This is a genomic window from Pseudidiomarina insulisalsae, from assembly GCF_003987065.1.
In the GTDB taxonomy this organism is placed as follows: domain Bacteria; phylum Pseudomonadota; class Gammaproteobacteria; order Enterobacterales; family Alteromonadaceae; genus Pseudidiomarina; species Pseudidiomarina insulisalsae.
In genome coordinates, this window is the sequence record NZ_PIPY01000008.1 from 46,844 (window position 1) to 71,281 (window position 24,438).

The following is a 24,438-nucleotide window of genomic DNA, read 5'->3' on the forward strand; positions in this document are numbered from 1 at the left end:
GGTTCGGGGCTTTTTTTTGAGGACGATGTAATGACCACAGCTACACGCCCGCAAGTCATGGGCATTCTGAACGTCACCCCGGACTCTTTTTCCGACGGCGGTCGTTTTGACCAGCTTGATCAAGCCCTGCGTCAGGCGGAGCAGATGATTGCCGATGGCGCCAGCTACATTGATGTAGGCGGAGAGTCGACGCGGCCGGGTGCAGAAAGCGTCGGCGTAGAAGAGGAACTGGATCGGGTCATACCTGTCATTGAAAAGCTACGCGCAGAAACCGACATTGCTATCTCACTGGATACCTGCAAAACAGCGGTCATGGCTGAAGGCCTCAAGCAGGGTGTCGCCATGATTAATGATATCCGTGCGCTGAGCGATGATGGCGCGATAGATTTACTGGCCGCACATCAGGCGGATGTCTGTCTTATGCACATGCAGGGGGAGCCGCGCAGTATGCAACAGTCACCGCGTTACGAAGACGTGGTGATTGAAGTGAAGAGCTTCTTGCAGGAGCGGGTGCGCGCCTGCGAGGCGGCAGGAATTGCCAGAGAACGAATTTTTCTTGATCCAGGCTTTGGCTTTGGCAAAACGGTAAGGCATAATTACCAGCTATTGCAACGCATGCAGGCATTTCACGAACTGCAGCTGCCGTTATTAATCGGCGTTTCGCGCAAATCTATGTTAGGTCATGTGACCGGTCGTGAGGTTCAGGATCGCTTACCGGCGAGTCTCGCCGCGGCAACGATTGCGGCAATGAAAGGGGCACGCATTATTCGCGTGCATGATGTCAGGGAAACGGTTGATGCAATAAAAGTAGTTGCAGCAACCTTGGCTGGTGGAGATTTCAGTTGAGTCAACGTAAGTATTTTGGCACCGACGGCGTACGTGGTCGCGTCGGTGATTTTCCGATCACGCCCGATTTTGCAGTCAAGCTGGGCTGGGCTGCGGGCACGGTATTGTCGAAGTCAGGTAATCAACGGGTATTGGTCGGCAAAGACACCCGATTGTCTGGCTACATGTTAGAGTCAGCGCTGGAAGCGGGATTATTGTCCGCCGGTGTCAGCGTAGAGTTTCTGGGACCCATGCCAACGCCGGCGGTGGCCTATTTGACCCGTAACTTTCGTGCCGCTGCAGGTATTGTGATCAGCGCCTCGCACAACCCCTATTATGATAATGGCATTAAATTCTTCTCTGATTCGGGCAGTAAGTTGCCAGACGCAGTAGAGAGCGAAATTGAGCGTTTGCTTGATGAAGAACTTGTCTGTGTACCCTCCGAGCAGATGGGGCGGGCGAGCCGCATTGACGATGCGCCTGGCCGTTATATCGAATTTTGTAAAAGCGCATTCCCTTCTGAGCTGTCACTGACCGGGCTGAAAATTGTGGTCGATTGCGCGCATGGCGCAACCTACCATATTGCGCCTGATGTACTGCGCGAGCTAGGTGCGAAAGTGATCGAAATTGGTACGGCGCCAAACGGCATCAATATCAATGATAAATGTGGTGCGACCGATCTGGCTGCGCTACAGCAGGCGGTCGCAGCAAACTCCGCCGATTTAGGCTTTGCGCTCGATGGTGACGGTGACCGCATCATGCTGGTGACTGCTGACGGACGTGTGGTTGACGGCGATGATATTATTTATATTCTGGCCCGTGCGGCACAACAGGATGGTCTCTTACAAGGCGGTATCGTCGGTACGCTGATGTCCAATTTCGCGCTTGAGAAATTCTTCGCCGATCGCAATATTCCATTTGTTCGCGCCAAAGTGGGCGATCGCTATGTGATGGAAGAGCTGGTGAAACGCGACTGGAAAATTGGTGGCGAAAACTCGGGGCATATTATCAACCGCCAGTTTCATAGCACCGGTGATGGCATTATTGCCGGGTTGCAGGTATTAACCGCCATGCAACGTGAGCAATGCTCACTGGCTGAGCTGTTAAAGGGTTTTGAAAAGTACCCGCAGGCACTGGTGAATGTGCGCTTTAAACCAGGCTCTGATCCGCTGAATGATGACGCTGTACAAGCCGCTGTGGCTGATGTCGAGCAGCGGCTTGGTGATGAGGGACGCGTACTGTTGCGTAAATCAGGTACCGAACCCTTGATTCGGGTCATGGTGGAAGGGCGCGAAGTGCAGACCGTGAAGACGCTTGCGCAGCAAATTGCAGGTGAGGTTGAGGCGGCGGCGAATTAATAAGCAGTCTCGCCGAATTATCGAATTCAGTACTTGTAAGTTAGCGGCAGGTTATGTAATATCTCGCCGCTCTTGAGGTAGCAACTTCTAACCAAGAGGCAAGCATGCAACGGCAACCGTTAGTGATTGGCAACTGGAAAATGAACGGCTCTCGGCAGTTAGTTCAACAGTTAGCGACAACCTTACGCGACGCGTCAGAAATGTTAGGCGTGGTAAAAGTTGCGGTATGTCCGCCGGCGATTTTGTTACCCGCCTGGCAGCAGGAAGTGTTTTACGACCAGGTGCACCTGGGTGCGCAGGACGTCAACGAACACGCAGCTGGCGCCCACACCGGCGAACATAGTCTTGATTTGCTGGTTGAAGCAGGCGCCGACTACGTACTGGTGGGGCACTCTGAGCGCCGTCAGCACTATGGTGATACGGAACAGCGTATCCAGGCGAAAGTGGATGCCATACTTGGCCACACTGAGCAGAAATTAACCGCAGTCGTTTGTGTTGGTGAACACGAACAGGACCGCGAAGCAGGACACACCATGCAAGTGGTGCAAGGGCAGTTAGAACATGCCCTGGCGAACGTAAGCGCAGCGCAGTTAATGCAGGTTGTGATTGCGTACGAGCCGGTTTGGGCAATAGGCACAGGCAAAACCGCCAGCCCTGCTCAGGCCCAGGAAGTCCATGCATTTATTCGACAGTGGTTGCAGCAACGTTACGATGCTGCGGCCGCGAGCGTACCACTGCTGTACGGTGGTAGCGTAAAGGCAGAAAATGCCGAAACTTTGTTTGCAGAAGCAGATATAGATGGCGGCTTGATCGGCGGCGCTAGTTTAGAACCGCAAGGATTCCTTGCGATATGTCGCGCTGCACAGGCCGGGAGAAGCTAACTATGTACGAATTTTTATTGATTGCGTATTTAATCGTTGCCATCGTGCTGATCGGTTTCATTATGATCCAGCAGGGTAAAGGCGCTGACATGGGCGCGTCATTTGGTGCTGGTTCATCAAATACCGTCTTTGGTTCAAGTGGCTCGGGCAACTTTCTGACCCGCACGACTGCGGTCATCGCGATCATCTTTTTTGTTCTGAGTCTGGTTTTAGGTAACCTTTCATCAGGCGTAGGCGAAGTGAAGAGTGAGTTCGAAACCATCGAAACACCAACGCCTGCTGCTGAAGAAGTTCCGGCAACGAATGAAGAAGTTCCGACTTCTTCAAATGATGTACCAGAGTCAAACTAAGTAACCTTTTTGCGGATGTGGTGGAATTGGTAGACACGCTATCTTGAGGGGGTAGTGCCTTCGGGCGTGCGGGTTCAAGTCCCGCCATCCGCACCAAATTTTGCAACCGAAAGCTGGTTGCGTTTCCTTCGGGAATCTTTATAATATGGACACGTTTTCGGACGCGGGGTGGAGCAGTCTGGTAGCTCGTCGGGCTCATAACCCGAAGGTCGTAGGTTCAAATCCTGCCCCCGCAACCATTTAACAAAGGGTCCAGTGTTCTAAAAGCCCCGCAGCAGTTCGGGGCTTTTTACTATGTGACCTCTGCTGCAATGCGGTTTTACTATCCCCGATAGTTGCTGAATTAGCAGTCATAACACTGGGCGTTTACGCCCTTTTTTTGTTTCAGGAGTTCAGTAATTTGGCACGTATTGAAGAACGCTTAGTCGCTATGTTGGAGCCAGCTGTGGCGGCATTAGGGTTTGAGTTATGGGGTGTGGAATTTGTCCGCGCCGGTAAACATTCAACTTTGCGCGTCTACATTGATCATGAAGATGGTATCAGTGTGGATGATTGCGCCGATGTCAGTCACCAAGTGAGCGCCTTGCTGGACGTCGAAGACCCGATTAGCAGCGAGTACTATTTAGAGGTTTCATCGCCGGGCATGGAGCGTCCGTTTTTCAGTGCTGCTCAAATGCAGGACTACCTGGGTGAGACCGCTGCGGTTGAACTCACCATGGCACAGCAGAACAAACGTAAATTTAAAGGCGTGATCAAAACAGTTGATGGCGACCAGGTTGAATTCGAGGTTGATGGCGAGCCATTGAAGGTGAGCTATTCAACAGTTAAGAAAGCTCATTTAGTTCCTCAGTTTAACTAAGGATTGCGCAGGCGAGGCAAGATAATGGCAAAAGAAATTTTATTAGTTGCAGAAGCTGTTTCGAATGAAAAAGATGTCTCTAAAGACAAAATCTTTGAAGCGCTGGAGTCTGCGCTGGCACATGCAACCAAGAAAAAATATGACGGCGATATCGACGTGCGCGTCAGCATCAACCGCCAGACCGGTGACTTTGACACCTTCCGTCGTTGGTTGGTAGTGGATGACGCCGAGCAACCGCTCGAGCATCCGTATCGCGAAATCAGTCTGGCGGCAGCGCAGTATGAAGATGCGAGTGTCGAGGCAGGCGATTATGTTGAAGAACAAATTGACTCCATTGAGTTCGACCGCATCACTACGCAAACCGCGAAGCAGGTTATCGTGCAGAAAGTTCGCGAAGCTGAGCGTGCGAAAGTGGTCGATGAATATCAGGATCAGGTCGGTGAGCTGGTCAGCGGTGTCGTTAAACGGGCCAACCGCGAACACGTGCTGCTGGACTTAGGTAATAACGCTGAAGCGATTATTTACCGTGAAGAAATGCTGCCACGCGAGTCAGTCCGAGTCGGTGACCGTGTGCGTGGTTTATTGTATGACGTGCGCCCGGAAGCGCGTGGTGCGCAGCTATTTGTCAGCCGTACCCACCCTGACTTCCTGGTCGAATTATTCCGCATTGAAGTGCCGGAAATCGGCGAAGAAATGATTGAAATTCGTGGTGCGGCACGTGATCCGGGTTCACGCGCGAAAATCGCAGTGAAAAGTAACGACCGTCGCATTGACCCGGTGGGTGCCTGCGTTGGTATGCGTGGCGCGCGGGTACAGGCAGTATCGGGTGAACTTGGTGGCGAGCGTGTTGATATTGTGCTGTGGGACGACAACCCGGCGCAGTTCGTTATCAATGCCATGGCACCTGCAGAAGTGGCCTCCATTGTGGTCGACGAAGACGCGCACACCATGGACATCGCCGTCGAAGAAGGCAACCTGGCGCAGGCCATCGGTAAAGCCGGACAGAACGTTCGTCTGGCGAGCCAGTTAACTGGCTGGCAGTTGAATGTCATGTCGGTCGACGAATTCACTGAGAAAAACGAAGCAGAGACGCAGCGCTTGCTGGATCTGTTTACCAAGCACCTGGATATTGACGAAGATTTCGCTGCTGTGCTGGTCGACGAAGGTTTCTCGTCGCTGGAAGAGATTGCCTACGTACCAATGGACGAGTTATTGGCCATTGAAGGTATGGACGAAGCTATTGTTGAAGAGCTTCGCAACCGCGCGCGTGCAGTTCTGACGACCAAAGCACTCGCCGACGAAGAGTCATTGGAAAGTGCAGAGCCGGACGAGAGCCTGTTGAATCTGGAAGGCTTGGACCGTCATTTGGCATATGTGTTGGCCAGCAAGGGTATTACTACGCTTGAAGACCTGGCCGAGCAGGGCATTGATGACCTTGCTGAAATTGAAGAGTTAACCGAACAACGAGCTGGTGAGCTAATTATGCAGGCGCGTAATATTTGCTGGTTCGGTGACGAAGAATAGATCAACGGGGGTACGACGGACTATGGAAGAAGTAACGCTGGATAAACTAGCTAAAGATGTAGGTACGACAGTTGATCGTTTAGTGACTCAGTTCGCTGAAGCTGGTATGAAAAAATCAGCCGGTGATACCGTTACTGAAGACGAAAAACAAGCGCTATTGGCGCACTTAAACAAGCAGCATGGCGGCAAAGGCCCACAAGAGCCGAGCAAGATGACGTTGAAGCGGAAAGAGAAAAGTACGCTGAGCATCGGCGGTGGCCCGAAAAGCAAGTCAGTGCAGGTTGAGGTACGCAAAAAACGTACTTACGTGAAACGTTCCGCCTTGGAAGAGCAGCAAAAAGCTGAGCAGGAAAAGGCCGAACAGGAGCGTGTAGCTGCTGAAGCGAAGCGTAAAGAAGAAGAGGCCAAGGCGGCCGCTGAAGCGAAAGCGAAAGCTGAGAAAAAAGCAGCTGAAGAGAAGGCCAAGCAGGAAGCTGCGCGCAAAGAAAAAGAGAAAGCTAAAGCCAAAGCCGAAGCTGAGAAACGTGCGGCGATGACGCCAGAAGAGCGGCAAAAAGCAGACGAAGCCAAAGCTGAAGCGGAGCGCTTACGTAAAGCACAGGAAGACGAAGCACGGAAGAAAGCCGAAGCGGAAGCGGCGCGTCAGGCCGAAGAAGCACGTAAACTGGCCGAAGAAAACGAAGCTCGCTGGCAGGAAGAAGAAGCCAAGCGTAAGCAGGCCGAACAGGAGGACGTACACTTTACGACCTCGCAGTACGCGCAGGAAGCGGAAGACGAGCAAGACGTTGATGAAGAGCGTCGCAACCGTAAAAAGCAGAAGCGTCGTCATAAAGATGATGAGCGTGAAGAAGCGCCGCGTCGTGAGAAGCGTCGTAAAGGCTCGAAGCGTTCGACGCTACAGCAGGCATTTACCAAGCCAGCTGCGCCGGTAGAGCGTGAGGTCAAAATTGGCGAAACCATTACGGTAGGCGAACTGGCCAGCCGCATGGCGATTAAAGCCAGTGAAGTTATTAAGACCATGATGAAGATGGGCGAAATGGTGACCATCAACCAGGTACTGGATCAGGAAACTGCTTCGTTAGTGGTTGAAGAAATGGGCCATAAAGCACAGCTGGTCAGTGACAACGCGTTAGAGCAGGAAGTACTTGCCGAGCGTAACGAAGGTGAAGAGCGAGCCAAGACCGCACGCGCGCCGGTCGTTACCGTGATGGGTCACGTTGACCATGGTAAGACGTCACTGCTTGACCATATTCGTAAAGCCAAGGTCGCGGCGGGTGAAGCCGGCGGTATTACCCAGCATATCGGTGCTTATCACGTGGAAACAGATCACGGCATGATCACTTTCCTCGATACACCGGGACACGCGGCATTTACTTCAATGCGGGCACGTGGTGCCAGCGCCACCGACATCGTTATTCTGGTGGTTGCAGCAGACGACGGCGTCATGCCGCAAACCATTGAGGCGATTCAGCACGCGAAAGCGGCTGGCGTACCTATTGTTGTGGCAATCAACAAAATGGACAAGCCGGAAGCTGATCCTGATCGGGTGAAGAACGAGCTGGCACAGCGTGATGTTATCCCGGAAGACTGGGGTGGCGACGTGCAGTTTGTGCCGGTATCGGCGCACAGTGGTCAGGGTATCGACGAGCTGCTGGAAGCCTTGTTGCTACAAGCTGAAGTACTTGACCTACAGGCCGTGGCTGACGGTATGGCACACGGTATCGTAATTGAATCACGGCTGGACAAGGGCCGTGGTCCGGTGGCATCTATCCTGGTTCAGGAAGGCACGTTACGGCAGGGCGATATCGTTCTGTGTGGTCTTGAGTACGGTCGTATTCGCGCCATGCGTGATGAGCTGGGTCGCGATATTAAAGAAGCGGGTCCGTCGATTCCGGTCGAGATTCTGGGCCTGTCAGGCGTACCACAGGCGGGTGATGAAGCAACGGTTGTTAAAGACGAGCGCAAAGCGCGTGAAGTTGCCAACTACCGTCAGGGTAAATACCGCGATGTGAAACTGGCGAAGCAGCAAAAAGCCAAGCTTGAGAACATGTTTGCCAACATGCAGGAAGGCGATGTGAAAGAACTGAACATCGTTCTGAAGTCAGACGTTCAGGGTTCACTTGAAGCCATCGCTGACTCACTGCAGAAGCTCTCTACTGATGAAGTTAAAGTGAATATCATTGGTAGCGGTGTCGGTGGTATTACCGAGACTGACGCGTCACTGGCAAGTGCTTCGAACGCCATTGTGGTAGGCTTTAACGTGCGTGCCGATGCTTCTGCGAAGCGTGTCATTGAGCAGGAAAGCGTTGATTTGCGCTACTACAGCGTCATCTACGACCTGATCGATGAAGTTAAACAAGCGATGGGCGGTATGCTGGCACCTGAGTTCAAGCAGCAGATCATTGGTCTTGCCGAAGTTCGTGACGTATTCAAGTCACCGAAAATTGGCGCCATCGCGGGTTGTATGGTAACCGAGGGTGTAGTGAAACGTTCTGCACCGATTCGTGTTCTGCGTGACAATGTCGTTATTTTTGAAGGTGAGCTGGAATCACTGCGTCGCTTCAAAGATGACGTTCAGGAAGTTCGTGCAGGCATGGAGTGCGGTATCGGCGTGAAGAACTACAATGACGTTAAAGTTGGAGATCAGATTGAGGTCTTCGAAACTGTCCAGGTAGAACGGAGTCTGTAAAGCTTATGGCGAAAGACTACAGCCGTACAGAACGTGTTGGGCAACAGTATCAGCGTGAAATCGCGCTGATACTGCAACGCGAGATCAAAGACCCCCGGGTGTCAATGGTCACTGTTTCTGATGTTGAAGTGTCACGGGACCTGGCCTATGCCAAGGTATTTGTGACCTTCCTGCAGGACGACGAGCAACAGGTTAAACAGGGGCTCAAAGTCTTGAATGAGGCGGCGGGATTCATTCGCTCGTTGTTGGGCAAGCGCGTGCGCGCGCGCATTGTGCCAGAGCTGCGTTTTGTACACGACAGCTCACTGAATGAAGGTATTCGCATGGCACGTCTGGTCGACGAAGCAATTCGTAAAGACAGCCAGCGTGGCAGCAACTCAGAACAGGATGATGACGGAGACGATTAATGGGACGACGTAAATCGGGTCGCGATATCAGCGGCGTGATTGTCTTAGATAAGCCTCTGGAACTTACCTCAAACGCCGCACTGCAAAAGGTGCGGCGTTTTTTTAATGCCCGCAAAGGCGGTCATACCGGAGCCCTGGATCCTTTAGCTACCGGCGTATTGCCGTTATGTTTCGGTGAAGCGACGAAACTTTCACATTTTGCGCTTGAGGCTGACAAAACCTACGTTGTCACCGCGCAATTAGGGGTTCGCACCACCACCAGTGACGCCGAGGGCGAGATCGTTGAACAGCGCGACGTGGCGCTCGAGCGCACGGCCATAGAGGCCGCGGTCAAGCATTTCACCGGGCCACAGGCGCAGTCACCGTCGATGTTTTCGGCGCTGAAGCATGAAGGTCGCCCGCTGTATTACTATGCCCGCCAGGGCATTGAGGTACCACGCAAATCGCGCACTATTCATATTCATCATATCGCCCTGCTGGCGTTTCATGGTGATCAGCTGACCCTTGAAGTTACGTGCTCCAAAGGCACCTATATCCGTACTCTGATTGATGACATGGGTCAGTTTCTGGGGTGCGGCGCGCATGTAACCGCGTTGCGCCGTACCTGGATAGAAGGTGTGAATGATGACATGGTAACCCTTGAGGAACTAGCTGAGCGCGCCGCACAATGTGATCCTGAGCAGGGAGACTATGCCGCGCTTGATGCGCTGTTATTACCTTGTGATGCGGTGGTACAGCAAATTCCCGAGGTGCTGATTGCGGCAGCGGACGGACCACGCTTCAGTGCCGGGAATCCGGCGCAGCCCGTGAGCGGTGAGGTACAACCCGAGACCACTATTTTACGGGTGAAAACCGATAGTGATGGCGAGTTGCTGGGACTAGGTTATTGGCGTGACAATAAAATTGTACCCAAGCGCGTGCTTGGCATTGCTAAAAACTAGGTGAGTCCGTATAATATCTGGCGATCGCGTTGGTGCTGAATTAGTGATTGGCATCAACAGTTTTAACTACTAGGAGTAAGATATGTCACTAACTGCGGCACAAAAAGCTGAAATCGTTAAAGATTATGGTCAAGGCGAAAACGACACTGGTTCACCAGAAGTACAAATCGCTTTGTTAACTGCTAACATTAACGAACTGCAAAGCCACTTTAAAGAACACGCGAAAGATCACCACTCACGTCGTGGTCTGTTGCGCATGGTAAGCCAGCGTCGTAAATTGCTGGACTACCTGAAGCGTAAAGACAATCAGCGTTATGCAACTCTGATTGAGCGACTCGGTTTACGTCGCTAAGCAATGTTCAAAAAAGGGGGCCGCAAGGCCCCTTTTTTCTTAACAAACAGCAAACGCGTTATTGGTTATTAGTTATTGGATATTGGTTGATGTCCCAAACTGAGAAGCCGAGCTAATAACTAATATCCAATAACGAATATCCGATAACGGTTTAGATTTTAAAGAGAAGAGTAGGAAAGGAAAAAAACGTGAATCCAATAACTAAACAATTTCAATACGGCCGTCATACAGTGACACTCGAAACCGGTGCGATGGCGCGCCAAGCCTCTGGCGCTGTATTAGCAAGCATGGATGACACTACTGTACTGGTTACCGTGGTGGCAAAGAAAGAAGCAAAAGAAGGTCAGGATTTCTTCCCCTTAACAGTAAACTATCAGGAGCGTACCTACGCTGCTGGTAAAATCCCGGGTGGTTTCTTCAAGCGCGAAGGTCGTCCTTCAGAGAATGAAACCTTAACCTCGCGTCTGATCGACCGTCCTATCCGTCCACTGTTTCCTGAAGGTTTCAAAAACGAAGTTCAGGTCATTGCGACAGTCGTATCGGTGAACCCTCAGGTAAACCCTGATATCGTGGCTCTGATTGGTGCTTCTGCGGCACTTAGCATTGCTGGTGTGCCTTTCGCAGGTCCAATTGGTGCGGCGCGTGTCGGTGTACTGAATGATGAGTACATTCTAAATCCGACCACTGATGAAATTGCTGAGTCGAAACTAGACCTGGTGGTTGCTGGTACTGAGAAAGCCGTACTGATGGTTGAGTCAGAAGCACAACTGCTGTCTGAAGATGCGATGTTAGGCGCGGTGGTTTACGGTCATGAGCAGATGCAGACCGTGATTGAAAATATCAACGCATTTGTCGCTGAAGCTGGTAAGCCGAAGTGGGACTGGGAAGCTCCGGCAACGAACGAAGCGCTGAAAGATAAAATTAAAGCGCTGGCGGAAGACGGCTTGGGCGATGCGTATCGCATTACTGAAAAAGCTTCACGTTACGAGCAAGTCCGTAAGCTGCGTGACGAAGTTATTGAAAAACTGACTGCTGAAGACGAGTCACTGGACGCGAAAGAAATTGGTGACTTGTTCCACGAATTAGAAAGTGACATCGTTCGTAGCCGTATTATTGCTGGTGAAAAACGTATCGATGGTCGTGACCCGGATATGGTTCGTCCACTGCACATTGCTACTGGTATGTTGCCACGCGTTCACGGTTCTGCGGTATTTACCCGTGGTGAGACGCAAGCATTGGTTGTAGCGACCCTGGGTACTGAGCGTGACGCACAGATGATTGATGATCTGATTGGTTCAAGCAACAATCGCTTCATGCTGCATTATAACTTCCCTCCGTACTGTGTCGGTGAAACCGGTATGGTAGGTTCGCCGAAGCGTCGTGAAATTGGTCACGGTCGTCTGGCCAAACGTGGCGTACAGGCAGTTATGCCGTCTCAGGAAGAATTCCCGTACACCATCCGCGTGGTTTCTGAGATCACTGAATCAAATGGTTCAAGCTCAATGGCGTCGGTCTGTGGTACTTCACTGGCGCTGATGGACGCGGGTGTACCGATTAAAGCTTCGGTAGCTGGTATCGCCATGGGTCTGGTGAAAGAGGGTGACAAGTTTGTCGTACTATCGGACATTCTGGGTGATGAAGATCACTTAGGCGACATGGACTTTAAAGTTGCTGGTAGTAAAGAAGGCGTGACCGCACTGCAAATGGACATCAAAATTGATGGCATTACCCGTGAAATCATGGAGCAGGCGCTGGAACAAGCCAAAGCAGCACGTTTGCACATTCTGAATGTGATGGACGACGCTATTTCAGGTGCACGTGAAGAATTGTCTGATTTCGCGCCGCGTTATCACACAATGAAGATCAACCCTGACAAGATCCGTGACGTTATCGGTAAAGGTGGCGCGGTTATCCGTGAGTTGACCGAAAGCACCAACACCAACATTGAAATTAATGACGACGGTACAGTACGTATTGCGGCCACCGACCAAGCCTCAGCGCAGGCAGCGATTGACCGCATTGAAGAATTGACCGCAGATGTTGAAGTGGGTCGTACCTATCAGGGTAAAGTAGCGCGTATCGTAGACTTCGGTGCTTTCGTGACTATCCTGCCAGGTAAAGATGGTCTGGTTCACATTTCACAGATCGCTGAAGAACGCGTGAACGATGTCAACGAATATCTGAAAGTTGGTGACGTTGTTCCGGTCAAGGTACTTGAAATCGACCGTCAGGGTCGCGTACGTCTGAGCATGAAAGAAGCCGCTGAAAAGCCGGCCCAAGCTGAGCAAAACGACGCAAACGAAGAGAAAGGTGCAGACGAAGCCGAATAAGACGGCGACGTTTTTCTTTACAATTCTCTACCAAAAGGGGCTTCGGCCCCTTTTCTTTTTTGTCGCAAGGTAGGTTATGATGAACCTTTCGAAATTGCGATTAGGATGCCTTATGAGCTATTGGAAAGTGGCCACTTTGCTGCTGGGGTGGGCAGTACTTGCAGGATGCAGTGCAACCTCAGCTACGGCTGAGAATAGCCTTAATAACCTGTTGATTGCGACGCCGCAGGTGGCGGACGATCATTATCAGCTGGAACTGGCGAAATTAAACGAAATTATCAGTGCTGATAATGAGAATTTAGATGCCGAGATGATGGGCGAGCTGCTCTATCGGCGCGGTATGTTGTATGACGCTGTTGGCCTGGTGACGCTTTCGCGAATTGATTTCAACCGCGCGCTGGAATACCAGCCACGCCTTGCCGATGCCTATAATTATCTGGGGATTCATTATTCGCAGGTGGGGCAATATGAGATGGCCTATGAGGCGCTGGACGCGGCCATAGAGCTTGAGCCGGAACATCCGTACGCTTATCTGAACAGGGGCGTCGCGGCCTATTACGATAATCGTTTCGACCTTGCTTATGACGATCTTGATTATTTCTTTCAGCGCAACCCTAATGACCCCTACCGGGCGTTGTGGCGTTTCTTTGCTGCCGTTGAGCAGGACCGTAGCGCAGCCGCACATGAGCTTGCCGAGGCGATGATTTTAAGCGACAACGAAGCATGGGCATGGAACCTGGTCAAATTGTTCGTTAACGGCATCGCTGAGCAGGACTTTCTTAGCAACTACGCCACCTTAAACATGAGCGAACATGAGACACTGGCCGAACGGCTGTGTGAAGTTTATTTTTACCTAGGCAAGTACCATCAGTTGCAGGGGAACTGGCAAAGCGCGGCGGTCTATTTTAAGTTGGCGCTCGCCACCAACGTGCATGTGTTTTTGGAGTACCGTTATGCCGGCGTTGAAATGGAATGGAGCCAGTATAAAGCGCAACAGGAAGACTAAGTCGCTACGCGTACTTAATCTGGCGCTGCTGACGCTTGGCTTGAGCCACGGTGTCGCACAGGCGCAGCCGATCGTCTGGAAAGCTTGGCAGTACCAGCAGGAATTACCACGGGCAATGGCATTGATGCACGGGGCAAGTTGCCCGGGCGCCGCACCGGCCGAGGTAACTCAGGTCTGGTTGCCGGTGCAGGAGGCGAAGCCGGTACTCGAAATGTTTGAACAATGGCACCGGCATCCGCTGGCGGAACTGCTCTCTTGCTTTGCAGTGCGTTGGGTGGAAAATCCCGACGCACTCGACTGCCAGAGCTTTGGTGAACGCCGGCATCAGCGGTGTCAGTTGCCTCTGCTACCGGCCGAAGCCGGCCAGCGTCATATTGTCATTCGCGACGTGGCAACCGCAAGCGCAAGCCCCCGGCAAATGGTGATTGCCAGCGATACCCGTATGGATGTTTTTGCCCACGAGGTGGCGCACTGGCTGGGCTTTGTCGATGAATATCCAATGTCGGCAAGTCTCGCACAGCATTACTGTCGTGGCAGCTATGACCATCCTTCCCTGAACGTGGTACTGACCGACTCAGTGCAGATGTCTGCGGCAGAGTTAAAACAGTTGTGGCAGCGCTTGCCCTGGCGGCAGGCGGTGGGCGACTGGCGTCTGCTCGGCGAGCTTCAGGAAAGTGGTATGTGGCGTTTAGGCTCGCCAACGGGAACGGCAGTGGGGCTGTATGCCAGCCGCACCTGTGCGGCGCTGGACGATGTTTACAGCTGGAAGCCTGTGGCCCGTATGACCGCAATGGAATACCACGACGTCAATTACTGGCCCGAGGTTTATCTGCAGATTGCGGACGGCTTAGACCGCTAACGCAGTCTGGGCAATCATAATGACCGGACACAGCAAGGCGAAAAACCAGACTAAACTGCGTAATTTGTCCCAATTAATAATATAGAAAATATGGTACAGCGCCCGAAAGCCGATAAAACTGACAGCCAGCCACTGGTTAAAGAGAGTGACCTTGTCGGTCGCAATCACCAGTAACACGGCTGCAGCAAACAGCGGGAAGGCCTCATAGGCGTTATAGTGACCGGCGACGGCACGAGCGCCGGCGCCGCTAAGGCGTTGCTGTTGCGCGCGCGGGTGGCGATTATCATAGCCGCTGTCGCGGTTCTGAAAATAGACCACCGGCGCTTTTGCGGCAATCGGTAATAAACCGGCAATGAGCAAGCACCAAATCAGTAGGCTCACTTGACCTCTTTACCTGCCGCTTGCAGGTCCGCGTGATAAGACGAGCGTACTAATGGACCACTGGCGATATGGGTAAAGCCCATTTTTTCGCCTTCTTCGCGGAACATTTCGAACTCATCCGGAGTGACGTAACGGGTGACCGGCAAGTGATGACGGCTGGGCTGCAAATATTGGCCAATGGTTAACATGTCAACGTCATGGGCGCGCAGGTCGCGCATCACTTCCAGGATCTCTTCGTTGGTCTCACCTAAGCCGACCATCAGGCCTGACTTGGTGCGAATGTCTGAACGCGCTTCTTTATAACGCTTGAGCAAATCGAGCGACCACTGATAGTTAGCCCCAGGGCGCGCCGCTTTGTACATGCGTGGTACGGTCTCAAGATTATGATTAAACACGTCCGGTGCTTCGGCCGAGAGAATATCCAGCGCGACGTCCATGCGGCCACGGAAGTCCGGTACCAGTACCTCAACCTGAATGCCCGGGCTATGGGCACGAATTTCACGGATACAGTCGGCGAAATGCTGCGCGCCACCGTCACGTAAGTCGTCACGGTCAACCGAGGTCACCACCACATACTTCACCTTCATATCGCGGATAGTGGCGCCCAATTTCACCGCTTCTTCCGGATCTGGTGGTAACGGACGGCCATGGGCAACGTCACAGAACGGGCAGCGGCGGGTACAGATAGCGCCCAGAATCATAAAGGTCGCGGTGCCGTGATTGAAGCATTCCGGCAGGTTAGGGCAAGAGGCTTCTTCGCAGACCGAGTGCAGGCCGTGCTTACGCATGGCTTGTTTAATTTCATCGATACGCTGCGTCGACGCAGGTAGTTTTACCTTTAGCCACTCGGGCTTGCGCAGCATCTGGTCGCGCTCAGTTGGGACCACTTTTACCGGAATTAATGCCATTTTGTCGGCATCGCGTAGCTTGACGCCCGGTTCAACTCTAACTGGCTTGGACATAAGCGTTGTCGAATCCTGTTTGTTGGTGAATGTTGTTATAACTCAGTCGCCCGGCAAAGAGCTCAGTGACGCGTTCAGCTGCCGCGGCTACCGTGGCAGGGCCACCTAACTCGTTGGTTTGTACCATTTGCATGCCCGCATAACCACAGGGGTTGATACGCAAAAATGGACTGAGATCCATATTAACATTGAGTGCCAGGCCATGAAATGAGCAGCCACGCCGGATCCTTAGACCTAAGGAGCATAACTTAGCGCCATCGACGTATACGCCCGGTGCATCAGGGCGGGCTGCGGCGGTGATCCCGTGGTCCGCCATTAAGGCTACGATAGTTTCCTCAATATGGGTCACCAGTTGACGCACGCCTATCTTTAAACGGCGCAGGTCGAGCAGAAAATAAACCACTAATTGGCCGGGCCCATGGTAGGTGACCTGGCCGCCACGATCGACCTTCACTACCGGAATATCTCCGGGCGCGAGAATATGCTCGGCTTTACCAGCCTGCCCCTGGGTGAATACCGGCTCATGTTCCAATACCCACAGCTCGTCGGCAGTTTCGGCGTCACGCGAGTCGGTAAACTTCTGCATGGCTTGCCAAACCGGCTCGTAGGGTTGCCGGCCCAGTTGGCGAATAATCAGATCAGAGGACATAGCGAACGTCTTCAATAGCTGCTAACGCCTTATAAAGCGTTTCAATATGCGTCTGACTATGCACACGGATCTGAATCGATACCGAGTGATAGTTACCTTTACTACTTGGTTTTACGGTAGGGCTATAATCGCCCGGCGCATGTTCTTGCGCGACCGCAACTACCGCGTCAGGAAGTTCTGGTTTGGCAAGTCCCATGACCTTGAAGGTAAACTGACATGGAAACTCAACCAGTTCATCAAAACGGGTTTTTTGCATTTCTTACTCCTAAGCACTTTTATGACGAGCAGTGCTTGCGCTTACTTTCGTGGAAAGCCTGTACCAGTTGTTCGGTGATCTTTCCGCATTGACCCTGGCCAATCATTATATCATCAATTTGCCCGATCGGCTGCACTTCACGACTTGAGCTGGTCAGGAAAAGCTCATCAAGTTGCGTCAGCTCACTAACGCGGAAGGGTTGTTCATAAACGGGCAGGCCAAGCTGGCGCGCCAATTCAATCACCCACATGCGGGTGATGCCGGGCAAAATCAAGTGGTCAGTGGGCGCGGTATATAGCGCGCCGTCCTTCACTGCGAAATAATTACTTGAAGCACCCTCGGTGATATGGTCGCCACGGAACAGCAGCGGCTCCATTGCGCCCTGTGCCTGGGCATGTTGCTTCAACATGATATTGCCAAGCAGGCTAATGCTCTTAATGTCACAACGTAACCAGCGAATGTCTTCACAAAGAGTGACCTTTGCCGGGGTAGGCACGCCCCAGTGCACCGCTAAAGGCGAGACACTGGCGAACACAGTTGGCGTTAGGGTGCCTAAGGGTAGGTGCGAGCGTTGGGTTTCAGCGCCGCGGGTGACCTGAAAGTAAATCAGGCCATCACTGATAGCGTTGCGTGCCAGTAACTGCTCAATCAGCCCGTACCAGAATGGGTCACCGTGATTGGGAATGGCTAGCGCAGCCAGCGAGCGATCGAGACGTGCCAGGTGGTGTTCGGCCAGAAAAGGCCGGCCCTGGTACACCGGAACCACTTCGTAAATACCGTCCGCAAACAAAAAGCCCCGGTCAAAGACCGAGACTTTTGCGTGTTCCGGGGCGATCCAGTCGCCATTTAAATAGACGTAGGTGCTCATTGCTCGCCCTGTGCTGTGACGTTGGTTTACTCGCTTTCGAACTTGCGCAGCACCCAGTCCGTCAATTGTTTAAATACGCCGCCCTCAACCACTTCATTCAAGGTGACCAACGGATAGCTGACAATGGTTTCACCTTCTAACTGAATGCTGACGGTACCGACCTCGACACCTTTCGCCAGAGGGGCTTCAAGTGTCTGATTCAGTTCAATACTGGCTTTCAGGTTTTCACGCTGGCCGCGCGGCAAAGTAATTACTGCATCTTCGGCAATGCCAAGTGCGACAGTGTCTTGCTCGCCGCCCCAGACGCGCTGGTCAACAAAGCTGTCACCAGCGCTGTATGCCTGCACCGTTTCATAGTAACGGAAGCCGTAGTTGAGCAGTTTTTTACTCTCAATTTTACGTGCCTGCTCGCTACTGGTACCCATGACCACTGCGACCAGACGGGTGTCGCCTTCCACAGCAGATGTGACCAGGCTGTAGCCCGCTTCCTCGGTGTGGCCGGTCTTAATACCGTCAACGTTCATGCTGGCATCCCACAGCAGTGAGTTACGGTTGTATTGTTTAATCGAGTTAAAGGTGAACTCTTTTTCGCTGTAAATTGCGTATTCTTCCGGCACATCACGAATCAGCGCAATACCCATGGTTGCCATGTCGCGCGCCGTGGTGCGCTGTGCCGGATCAGGCAGACCGTGGCTGTTGGTAAAATGCGAGTTGGTCATGCCCAGTTCATAGGCATAGTTGTTCATCAAATCAGCAAAGGCACCTTCACTGCCGGCAATATGTTCTGCCATCGCCACACAGGCATCATTGCCTGACGATATGATAATGCCTCGGTTCAGGTCAGCGACGCTAATTTGCTTACCCACTTCGATAAACATTTTTGATGACTCAGGGAAGTTTTTCGCCCACGCGTTTTCGCTAATGGTAACCAAATCATTAGGGCTGATACGGCCTTCCTGAATCTCACGACCAATAATGTAGCTGGTCATCATTTTGGTCAGACTGGCCGGGGCCAATTGCTCGTCGGCATTACCTTCGGCAATGACATAGCCGGTGGTGTAATCGACCAGAATATAGCCCTTGGCATTCACTTGCGGAGCCGGTGGAATAATGGAGGCTTGCGCAGCCAGAGTTACTGCGCCAGCGAGCAGTGCAACAGCACGCGTCAACTGTTTTACGACAGATTGCATGATTGGTTTTCTCTACGTTGTCATCAATATGGATTTAGCAGGCAGAATAGTACCACAGCTGGTATCGAATGGCAGCGCTCAGGGACTGACCGGTACCCGAAATACGTCTGTGTAACCGTCTGCACGTAATTGTATGAGTAACTGCTCCGTTTGCGCAGCGGCAAAGGGACCCAGCATTACCGCATGTAGACCATTTTTCGGCCGGGTAGTTGCAGGAACCTCATAGATTTGTGCCAGCTTTGTCGCCTCACTGTCGAGACGTTGGGCATCACTGCCGGCCACCACCTGAATAAAGTATTCGCCGTCATCATGGGCAGCTAAGGGGGCGGTGACTGCAAGTTGCTGGTTTGGACCATCGGGATGCAAGGCCTCAATTTTTACGCGGGCGGTACCGGTCGCTAACATGCCTAGCTTATAGGCCGCGACGTAGGAGAGGTCAATAATACGGTCACCATGGAAAGGGCCGCGATCATTTACCCGCACGACGACTGATTTGGCATTCGCCAGGTTAGTAACCCGCACATAAGTCGGCAGCGGCAAGGTTTTGTGCGCCGCGCTCATGGCATACATATCGTAGGTTTCACCGTTCGAGGTTAAATGACCATGAAATTTCTCGCCATACCAGGAGGCTGTGCCTTCGGCGATATAACCGCGGGCATCTGGAATAATCGAATAGGTGCGGCCAAACAATGTGTAGGTGCGATTGCCCTGACGGCTCGGCGGCTCAGTTTTTGGGGTTGGCTCAACCAGCTCATCGGCATGAGGCAAGCGCGACGGGATACTGTCGTGGGTCTGACTGTAGCGGCTCGGCGGCGCGGAACTACAGCCGACCATGAGCAAGACCAGTGCACTGAGGATGAAGCTGAGAAAGAAGCGGGTCATGGTGTCGGAGCCGTATTTTTCGCCGCAGCGAGCTGTTGACTGAATTGGTGCACAACCATCGCATAAAGAGGACTATGATTGTAACGGCTGATCACGTAAAAGTTATGCAAACCCAGCCAGTAATCTTCACCCTGCGGCTGTTCAAAGGCAAATACTTTGGCTTTTGCGTCGGCTTCCAGAGTTGTGTCATCGGGTAACTGCAAGCCCTTGGCTTTTAACTCAGCGACCGTTTCGGTCAGGCGCAGGCTCTTTTCGGCCAGGTCCGCATGCCGGGCAGTGCTGGCAAGCTCGATCGCCACCGGAGCATTGGCACGCCAATGGTGCTTCGCAAAGTAATTGGCGACGCTACCGATCGCATCGACCGGGTTGGTGAGCAGATCGCGGACGCCATCGCCATCGAAATCAACGGCATAGTGACGGTAGGAGGAGGAAATAAACTGGCCATACCCCATCGCACCCGCGTAGGAGCCTTTTAACTCCGTTGCCGGCAGCTGTTCAGCCTCGGTCAGACGAATAAACTCCCCCAGTTCCTTGCGAAAGAACTGGGCGCGCGGCGGATAATGAAACCCCAGGGTATAGAGCGTGTCGAGCACCGAGTATTTGCCTAAATAGCTGCCGTAAAAGGTTTCGACACCGATAATAGCAACGATAACCTCGGCCGGTACGCCGTATTCCTGTTCGGCACGCGCCAGGGTATCGGCGTACTGCTGCCAGAATGACAGACCTGCGGCCAGGCGCTTGTCGGTCAGAAAAATAGGATAATACTCATGCCAGGGTTTGGCTTCCCAGGGGCGTTGAATCGCGGCCAATACGTCTTCATTGAGACGGGCCTGTGCTAATAAGGCGGTGATGGTGGTTCGATCGAGTTGATAGTTAGCAACCAGCTCGTCGATAAATTGCTGTTGCTCAGCCGGTTCACTGGCGCTTACAGGTGGCGTCTGGGCACTGGCTGTGGCACCTGCGAGGCTGATTGTCAGTGCCGCTGCCCAAATCAATTTGCTGTTCTGACGCATATGCAGCTCCTCTGAATTGTGTCATGACCGACCTCAGGCGTGAATCAACCTGCGGTTTGTGGCAATTGCCATTAGTAAACCAAAGCCAGCGAACAATGTCACCATTGATGTGCCACCATAAGATATTAAAGGCAGAGGTACGCCGACCACGGGTAGCAGACCCGATACCATGCCAACGTTGACCATCACATAGACAAAGAAAGTGAGAGTCAGACTGCCTGCTAATAGTTTTTGATACACGCGTTGAGCGCGCATGGCAATAAGCATGCCACGAAAAATAATAAAACCATACAACAGGAAGAGGGCGATCACGCCGATCAGGCCAAACTCCTCGCTAAATACCGAGAAGATAAAATCCGTATGACGCTCGGGCAGGAACTCCAACTGCGACTGCGTGCCTTGCAACCAGCCTTTGCCTTCGACACCACCCGAGCCAATGGCTATTTTTGACTGAATGATTTGATAGCCCGCGCCAAGTGGGTCCCGCTCGGGGTTCAAAAAGGTGAGCACGCGTTGTCGCTGATAGTCGTGCATCAGGAAGATCCAGAGGACAGGCGCGAAGGACCCAACCGCGACAACAAAAAAGCCAATCAGCTTCCATGACATACCAGCCAGAAACAACACGAAGATACCTGAGCAGGCAATCAGTAACGAGGTGCCCAGATCGGGTTGCTTCGCGATCATTAGTACCGGAATCATTAATAGTATGAAGGCTGCGGCCAGGCGCCGTAACGTAGGGGGAATACCCTGCTCGGCAATAAACCAGGCAATAGTCATTGGCACGGCGAGTTTCATCAGCTCTGAGGGCTGAATGGTCGCCACCCCAATATTCAGCCAGCGCTGTGCCCCTTTACTTGACTCACCGACCAATAAGACCGCAAGCAGCAACACAATACCGCAGGCAAATAGGGGGAGGGACCAGCGCTGTACGGTATCCAAGGGAATCTGCGCAATAATAAACATGGCAAAAAAGGCGGCGCCAACACGAACGGCCTGACGTTCGGTCATGGCCAGACTCTCGCCGCTGGCAGAATACACCGTGATCAGGCTGACCGCCGCGGTAATCAGCAAGGCTATCAGCAATGGTACGTCCATATGCAGACGTTGTAACCAGGAACTACGTTGATGATCAAGGAGCATTTGCGGTCACCGTTTCAGAATTGCTTTTGCTGGCATTGCTTTTGCCTGCAAAGTAAAAGTCAAGCAGACGTCGGGCCATAGGCGCTGCTACGCTGCCGCCGCCACCAATGACGTTCTCGGCGGTAATGACGATGACAATTTCCGGATCTTCGACGGGCGCGTAACCAACATACATGGCGTTATCGCGATAACGTTCGGCAATCTCCTCCGCGTTATATTCCTCACCCTGGCCAATGCTGCGCACCTGCGCGGTACCGGTTTTACCGGCCGAGCTATATTCTGCACCACGAAACGCCTTATGGGCGGTGCCTTTAATACTGGAAACCACTTTTTCCATGCCATCAAGTGCGACATTCCAGTGCTCCGGGTTATTCAGTTGCACCGGCTCGCGCTGCTCGACCACTGCGGGCAGTTCAATACCTGCGTCACGAATGGCGCCTAGCAGCCGCGGCACAGGACGTTCGCCGTGGTTCACCATCACCGCGGTGGCGACCGCCAGTTGCATGGGAGTCACCGTCCAGTAGCTTTGACCGATACCAATAGAGACCGTCTCGCCGGCATACCAGGGCTGATTAAAGCGGGCACGTTTCCAGCCGCGGCTGGGCATGACTGCCGCCGATTCCTCACCAATATCAATACCGGTCATCTCACCAAAACCGTACTGATACATGTGTTCCGAAATGGTATCAATGCCTAGTTTCAGCGCCAGATCGTAATAAAAGGTATCGCAACTTTCGATAATAGCAGTGTCAACGTTGACCCAACCGTGTCCCCAGGACAACCAGTCACGATACTTATGATTCACGCCTTGAATCTGAAACCAACCCGGATCCCAGACTTTGCTTTGCCGCGTAATAATACCTTCTTCGAGTCCGACCACCGCTAACTGGGGTTTAATGGTTGACGCCGGTGGATAACCGCCTTGCGTGGCGCGGTTTAACAAGGGCGAATGACGCGAATCGAGTAAGCTACGATATTGCTCGACCGAAATACCCTGGGCAAACCAGTTGGGATCGTAACTGGGCTGACTGACCATGGCGAGTACGCCGCCATCTTCGGGATCCATCACGATAATAGTACCGCGCTGCTCACCGAGAATCTGCTGGGCCTGCTGTTGCAGTTCAATGTCGATCTCCAGCACCAGGTCCTGGCCCGGAATAGGGGGCTCTATTTCCAGTGTCCGCAGCATCCGGCCATGAATGTCGACTTCAACCTGTTGATAGCCCACGGTACCGTGTAACTGCTCTTCGTAATAGGCTTCCACGCCCAGCTTACCAATGGTGCGGGTGGCGGCGTAATTGGCGTTGACACCTTGTTCTTTGAGACGTTGCACGTCACGCTGGTTGATCTTGGCAACATAGCCCAGCGCATGGGTAAGCGAATCGCCATAGGGATAATGGCGCACCAGTCGCGCTTCAATACTGACACCCGGAAACTCGTGCTGGCGCGCGGCAAAGGTTGCCGCCTGCTGCTCGCTTAGCTGATCAAGCAAGATAACCTGCTCAAAACGCCGTTCACGGCGTCGGTTACGCTCGAATTGCTCAAGTTGTTGTGAAGTGATATTCAGTAAACGCGTCAGGCGTTGTACGGTTTTCTCGAGGTCTCGCACGCGCTCGGGGATGAGCTCCAGGCTCATGACCGGGCGGTTCTCCGCCAGAATTTTGCCGTTACGATCGTAAATCAGCCCACGATTAGGGGCCAGTGGAACTAATTTGATACGGTTGTCGTTTGAGCGGGTCTGGAAGGTCTCAAACTGCTTGACCTGCAACTGGTACATATTGGTAAGCAGTACTGCAAATACCGTCACCACCACAAACAGCGCAAAAATGACCCGGCGACCGAACAGGGCATTCTCGGCATGATGGTCTCGGATCGTGGTACGGCGTCGTTTCATTCTTTATTCGCGGTGATAGGGATGGTTAGCGTTCACACTCCAGGCGCGGTAGAGCGCCTCGGCTACAATAACCCTTACCATGGGGTGAGGCAAGGTAAGGGGCGACAAACTCCAGCGCTCATCGGCGATGGCGCAACACTCTGCGGCCAGACCCTCCGGGCCTCCCACCAACAGACTGATATCACGGCCATCCATTTGCCAGGCGGACAGTCGCTCCGCCAGTTTGGGGGTGTCCCAGGCGCGGCCATTAACTTCCAGGGTAACCACCCGGTCTCCTTTGCCGATAGCCGCTAACATCGCTTCGCCTTCCTGCTTGGTCAGGCGCGCGATGTCAGCATTTTTGCCACGCTTACCGGCGGGAATCTCAAGTAGTTCTAACTGACAGTCGGCGGGTAAACGTTTGGCGTAGGTCTGGTAACCGCTGCTGACCCAATCTGGCATTTTCTGGCCAACTGCAATCAGCTTAATGCGCATTACCGCGGGCCCCAGAGCTTCTCAAGTTCGTAAAAATCGCGGCTGGACTCTTGCATGATATGAACGACCACATCACCGAGATCAACCAGTACCCATTCGGAAGTTTCACCACCCTCAACGCCGATCGGCGGGACGCCCTGATGTTTGGCTTCGGTGGCAACATGGTTGGCAAGGCTTTTGACATGAGTTTTAGAGTTGCCTGAGCAAATGATCATGTACTCAGCAATGTCGGTCTGTTCCTGAACATCCAGAACTTTAATGTCACGGCCTTTTAAATCTTCAAGTTTATCGACCACAAAGTCGCGTAATTGTGTAGCTTGCAAAAGTCTTTGTCTCCTTAATTTGCAC

Annotated in this window: 25 protein-coding genes and 2 tRNA genes; 15 read left to right on the top strand and 12 right to left on the bottom strand. The window is 52.7% G+C overall.

Features of this window, described 5'->3' with window-relative positions:
• The first annotated feature begins 30 nt into the window (after positions 1 to 30).
• The 15 genes from folP to CWI71_RS08410 all read left to right on the top strand — a co-directional run bounded on the left by folP (position 31) and on the right by CWI71_RS08410 (position 14,381).
• A complete protein-coding gene (folP, locus tag CWI71_RS08340) occupies positions 31 to 846 on the top strand; it encodes a dihydropteroate synthase (RefSeq protein ID WP_126754812.1) in 816 nt (271 codons plus the stop codon).
• Positions 843 to 2,183, top strand: coding sequence for a phosphoglucosamine mutase (gene glmM, locus CWI71_RS08345; RefSeq protein WP_126754813.1), 1,341 nt, complete (start codon positions 843 to 845; stop codon positions 2,181 to 2,183). Before folP ends, glmM begins: the two co-directional genes overlap by 4 nt.
• Positions 2,184 to 2,287: 104 nt before the next feature.
• Positions 2,288 to 3,064, top strand: coding sequence for a triose-phosphate isomerase (tpiA, locus tag CWI71_RS08350; RefSeq protein WP_126754814.1), 777 nt, complete (start codon positions 2,288 to 2,290; stop codon positions 3,062 to 3,064).
• A gap of 2 nt (positions 3,065 to 3,066) precedes the next feature.
• Positions 3,067 to 3,414, top strand: a complete 348-nt coding sequence (secG, locus tag CWI71_RS08355; RefSeq protein ID WP_126754815.1) for a preprotein translocase subunit SecG — start codon at positions 3,067 to 3,069, stop codon at positions 3,412 to 3,414.
• Positions 3,415 to 3,425: 11 nt separating this feature from the next.
• Positions 3,426 to 3,510: transfer RNA gene (locus CWI71_RS08360), tRNA-Leu, on the top strand.
• A gap of 66 nt (positions 3,511 to 3,576) precedes the next feature.
• Positions 3,577 to 3,653, top strand: a tRNA-Met gene (locus CWI71_RS08365).
• A 161-nt stretch (positions 3,654 to 3,814) separates the two neighbouring features.
• On the top strand, positions 3,815 to 4,273 hold the full coding sequence (gene rimP, locus CWI71_RS08370) for a ribosome maturation factor RimP (protein WP_126754816.1): 459 nt from the start codon (positions 3,815 to 3,817) through the stop codon (positions 4,271 to 4,273).
• A 24-nt stretch (positions 4,274 to 4,297) separates the two neighbouring features.
• A complete protein-coding gene (gene nusA / locus CWI71_RS08375; protein WP_126754817.1) occupies positions 4,298 to 5,797 on the top strand; it encodes a transcription termination factor NusA in 1,500 nt (499 codons plus the stop codon).
• 22 nt (positions 5,798 to 5,819) lie between these two features.
• Positions 5,820 to 8,486 (top strand): translation initiation factor IF-2, encoded by a 2,667-nt coding sequence (gene infB, locus CWI71_RS08380; RefSeq protein ID WP_126754818.1) that lies wholly within the window; start codon positions 5,820 to 5,822, stop codon positions 8,484 to 8,486.
• A 5-nt stretch (positions 8,487 to 8,491) separates the two neighbouring features.
• Positions 8,492 to 8,893, top strand: coding sequence for a 30S ribosome-binding factor RbfA (rbfA, locus tag CWI71_RS08385; protein ID WP_126754819.1), 402 nt, complete (start codon positions 8,492 to 8,494; stop codon positions 8,891 to 8,893).
• A complete protein-coding gene (gene truB / locus CWI71_RS08390) occupies positions 8,893 to 9,834 on the top strand; it encodes a tRNA pseudouridine(55) synthase TruB (protein ID WP_126754820.1) in 942 nt (313 codons plus the stop codon). Before rbfA ends, truB begins: the two co-directional genes overlap by 1 nt.
• Before the next feature lie 82 nt (positions 9,835 to 9,916).
• On the top strand, positions 9,917 to 10,186 hold the full coding sequence (rpsO, locus tag CWI71_RS08395) for a 30S ribosomal protein S15 (RefSeq protein WP_126754821.1): 270 nt from the start codon (positions 9,917 to 9,919) through the stop codon (positions 10,184 to 10,186).
• 188 nt (positions 10,187 to 10,374) lie between these two features.
• A complete protein-coding gene (gene pnp / locus CWI71_RS08400; protein WP_126754822.1) occupies positions 10,375 to 12,516 on the top strand; it encodes a polyribonucleotide nucleotidyltransferase in 2,142 nt (713 codons plus the stop codon).
• Positions 12,517 to 12,628: 112 nt separating this feature from the next.
• The gene (gene nlpI, locus CWI71_RS08405) at positions 12,629 to 13,522 is read left to right on the top strand and encodes a lipoprotein NlpI (protein ID WP_126754823.1); all 894 of its coding nucleotides are present in this window, start codon (positions 12,629 to 12,631) and stop codon (positions 13,520 to 13,522) included.
• Positions 13,470 to 14,381: a hypothetical protein gene (locus tag CWI71_RS08410; protein ID WP_126754824.1), complete on the top strand. Its 912-nt coding sequence runs from the start codon at positions 13,470 to 13,472 to the stop codon at positions 14,379 to 14,381. Before nlpI ends, CWI71_RS08410 begins: the two co-directional genes overlap by 53 nt.
• On the opposite strand, the gene CWI71_RS08415 is transcribed toward CWI71_RS08410, so the two are convergent.
• The 12 genes from CWI71_RS08415 to rsfS form a co-directional block, all read right to left on the bottom strand.
• Positions 14,370 to 14,762, bottom strand: a complete 393-nt coding sequence (locus CWI71_RS08415; protein ID WP_126754825.1) for an MAPEG family protein — start codon at positions 14,760 to 14,762, stop codon at positions 14,370 to 14,372. The two genes, CWI71_RS08410 and CWI71_RS08415, sit on opposite strands and share 12 nt — an antisense overlap.
• Positions 14,759 to 15,724, bottom strand: a complete 966-nt coding sequence (gene lipA, locus CWI71_RS08420; RefSeq protein WP_126754826.1) for a lipoyl synthase — start codon at positions 15,722 to 15,724, stop codon at positions 14,759 to 14,761. Before lipA ends, CWI71_RS08415 begins: the two co-directional genes overlap by 4 nt.
• Positions 15,708 to 16,373, bottom strand: coding sequence for a lipoyl(octanoyl) transferase LipB (lipB, locus tag CWI71_RS08425; RefSeq protein WP_126754827.1), 666 nt, complete (start codon positions 16,371 to 16,373; stop codon positions 15,708 to 15,710). Before lipB ends, lipA begins: the two co-directional genes overlap by 17 nt.
• Positions 16,363 to 16,629, bottom strand: a complete 267-nt coding sequence (ybeD, locus tag CWI71_RS08430; protein WP_126754828.1) for a DUF493 family protein YbeD — start codon at positions 16,627 to 16,629, stop codon at positions 16,363 to 16,365. The genes lipB and ybeD overlap by 11 nt, the downstream gene beginning before the upstream one ends.
• Positions 16,630 to 16,648: 19 nt before the next feature.
• On the bottom strand, positions 16,649 to 17,497 hold the full coding sequence (locus CWI71_RS08435; RefSeq protein ID WP_126754829.1) for a D-amino acid aminotransferase: 849 nt from the start codon (positions 17,495 to 17,497) through the stop codon (positions 16,649 to 16,651).
• A 26-nt stretch (positions 17,498 to 17,523) separates the two neighbouring features.
• A complete protein-coding gene (locus tag CWI71_RS08440; protein ID WP_126754830.1) occupies positions 17,524 to 18,687 on the bottom strand; it encodes a serine hydrolase in 1,164 nt (387 codons plus the stop codon).
• Positions 18,688 to 18,765: 78 nt separating this feature from the next.
• A complete protein-coding gene (locus tag CWI71_RS08445) occupies positions 18,766 to 19,569 on the bottom strand; it encodes a septal ring lytic transglycosylase RlpA family protein (protein ID WP_126754831.1) in 804 nt (267 codons plus the stop codon).
• Positions 19,566 to 20,582 (bottom strand): lytic murein transglycosylase B, encoded by a 1,017-nt coding sequence (gene mltB, locus CWI71_RS08450; protein WP_126754832.1) that lies wholly within the window; start codon positions 20,580 to 20,582, stop codon positions 19,566 to 19,568. The genes CWI71_RS08445 and mltB overlap by 4 nt, the downstream gene beginning before the upstream one ends.
• Before the next feature lie 33 nt (positions 20,583 to 20,615).
• On the bottom strand, positions 20,616 to 21,722 hold the full coding sequence (rodA, locus tag CWI71_RS08455; RefSeq protein ID WP_126754833.1) for a rod shape-determining protein RodA: 1,107 nt from the start codon (positions 21,720 to 21,722) through the stop codon (positions 20,616 to 20,618).
• Entirely contained in the window at positions 21,712 to 23,616 is a 1,905-nt protein-coding gene (gene mrdA, locus CWI71_RS08460; RefSeq protein WP_126754834.1) for a penicillin-binding protein 2, read from the bottom strand. The genes rodA and mrdA overlap by 11 nt, the downstream gene beginning before the upstream one ends.
• 3 nt (positions 23,617 to 23,619) lie before the next feature.
• Positions 23,620 to 24,090 (bottom strand): 23S rRNA (pseudouridine(1915)-N(3))-methyltransferase RlmH, encoded by a 471-nt coding sequence (gene rlmH, locus CWI71_RS08465; protein ID WP_126754835.1) that lies wholly within the window; start codon positions 24,088 to 24,090, stop codon positions 23,620 to 23,622.
• Positions 24,090 to 24,413: a ribosome silencing factor gene (gene rsfS / locus CWI71_RS08470; RefSeq protein ID WP_126754836.1), complete on the bottom strand. Its 324-nt coding sequence runs from the start codon at positions 24,411 to 24,413 to the stop codon at positions 24,090 to 24,092. The genes rlmH and rsfS overlap by 1 nt, the downstream gene beginning before the upstream one ends.
• Between the last annotated feature and the right edge of the window lie 25 nt (positions 24,414 to 24,438).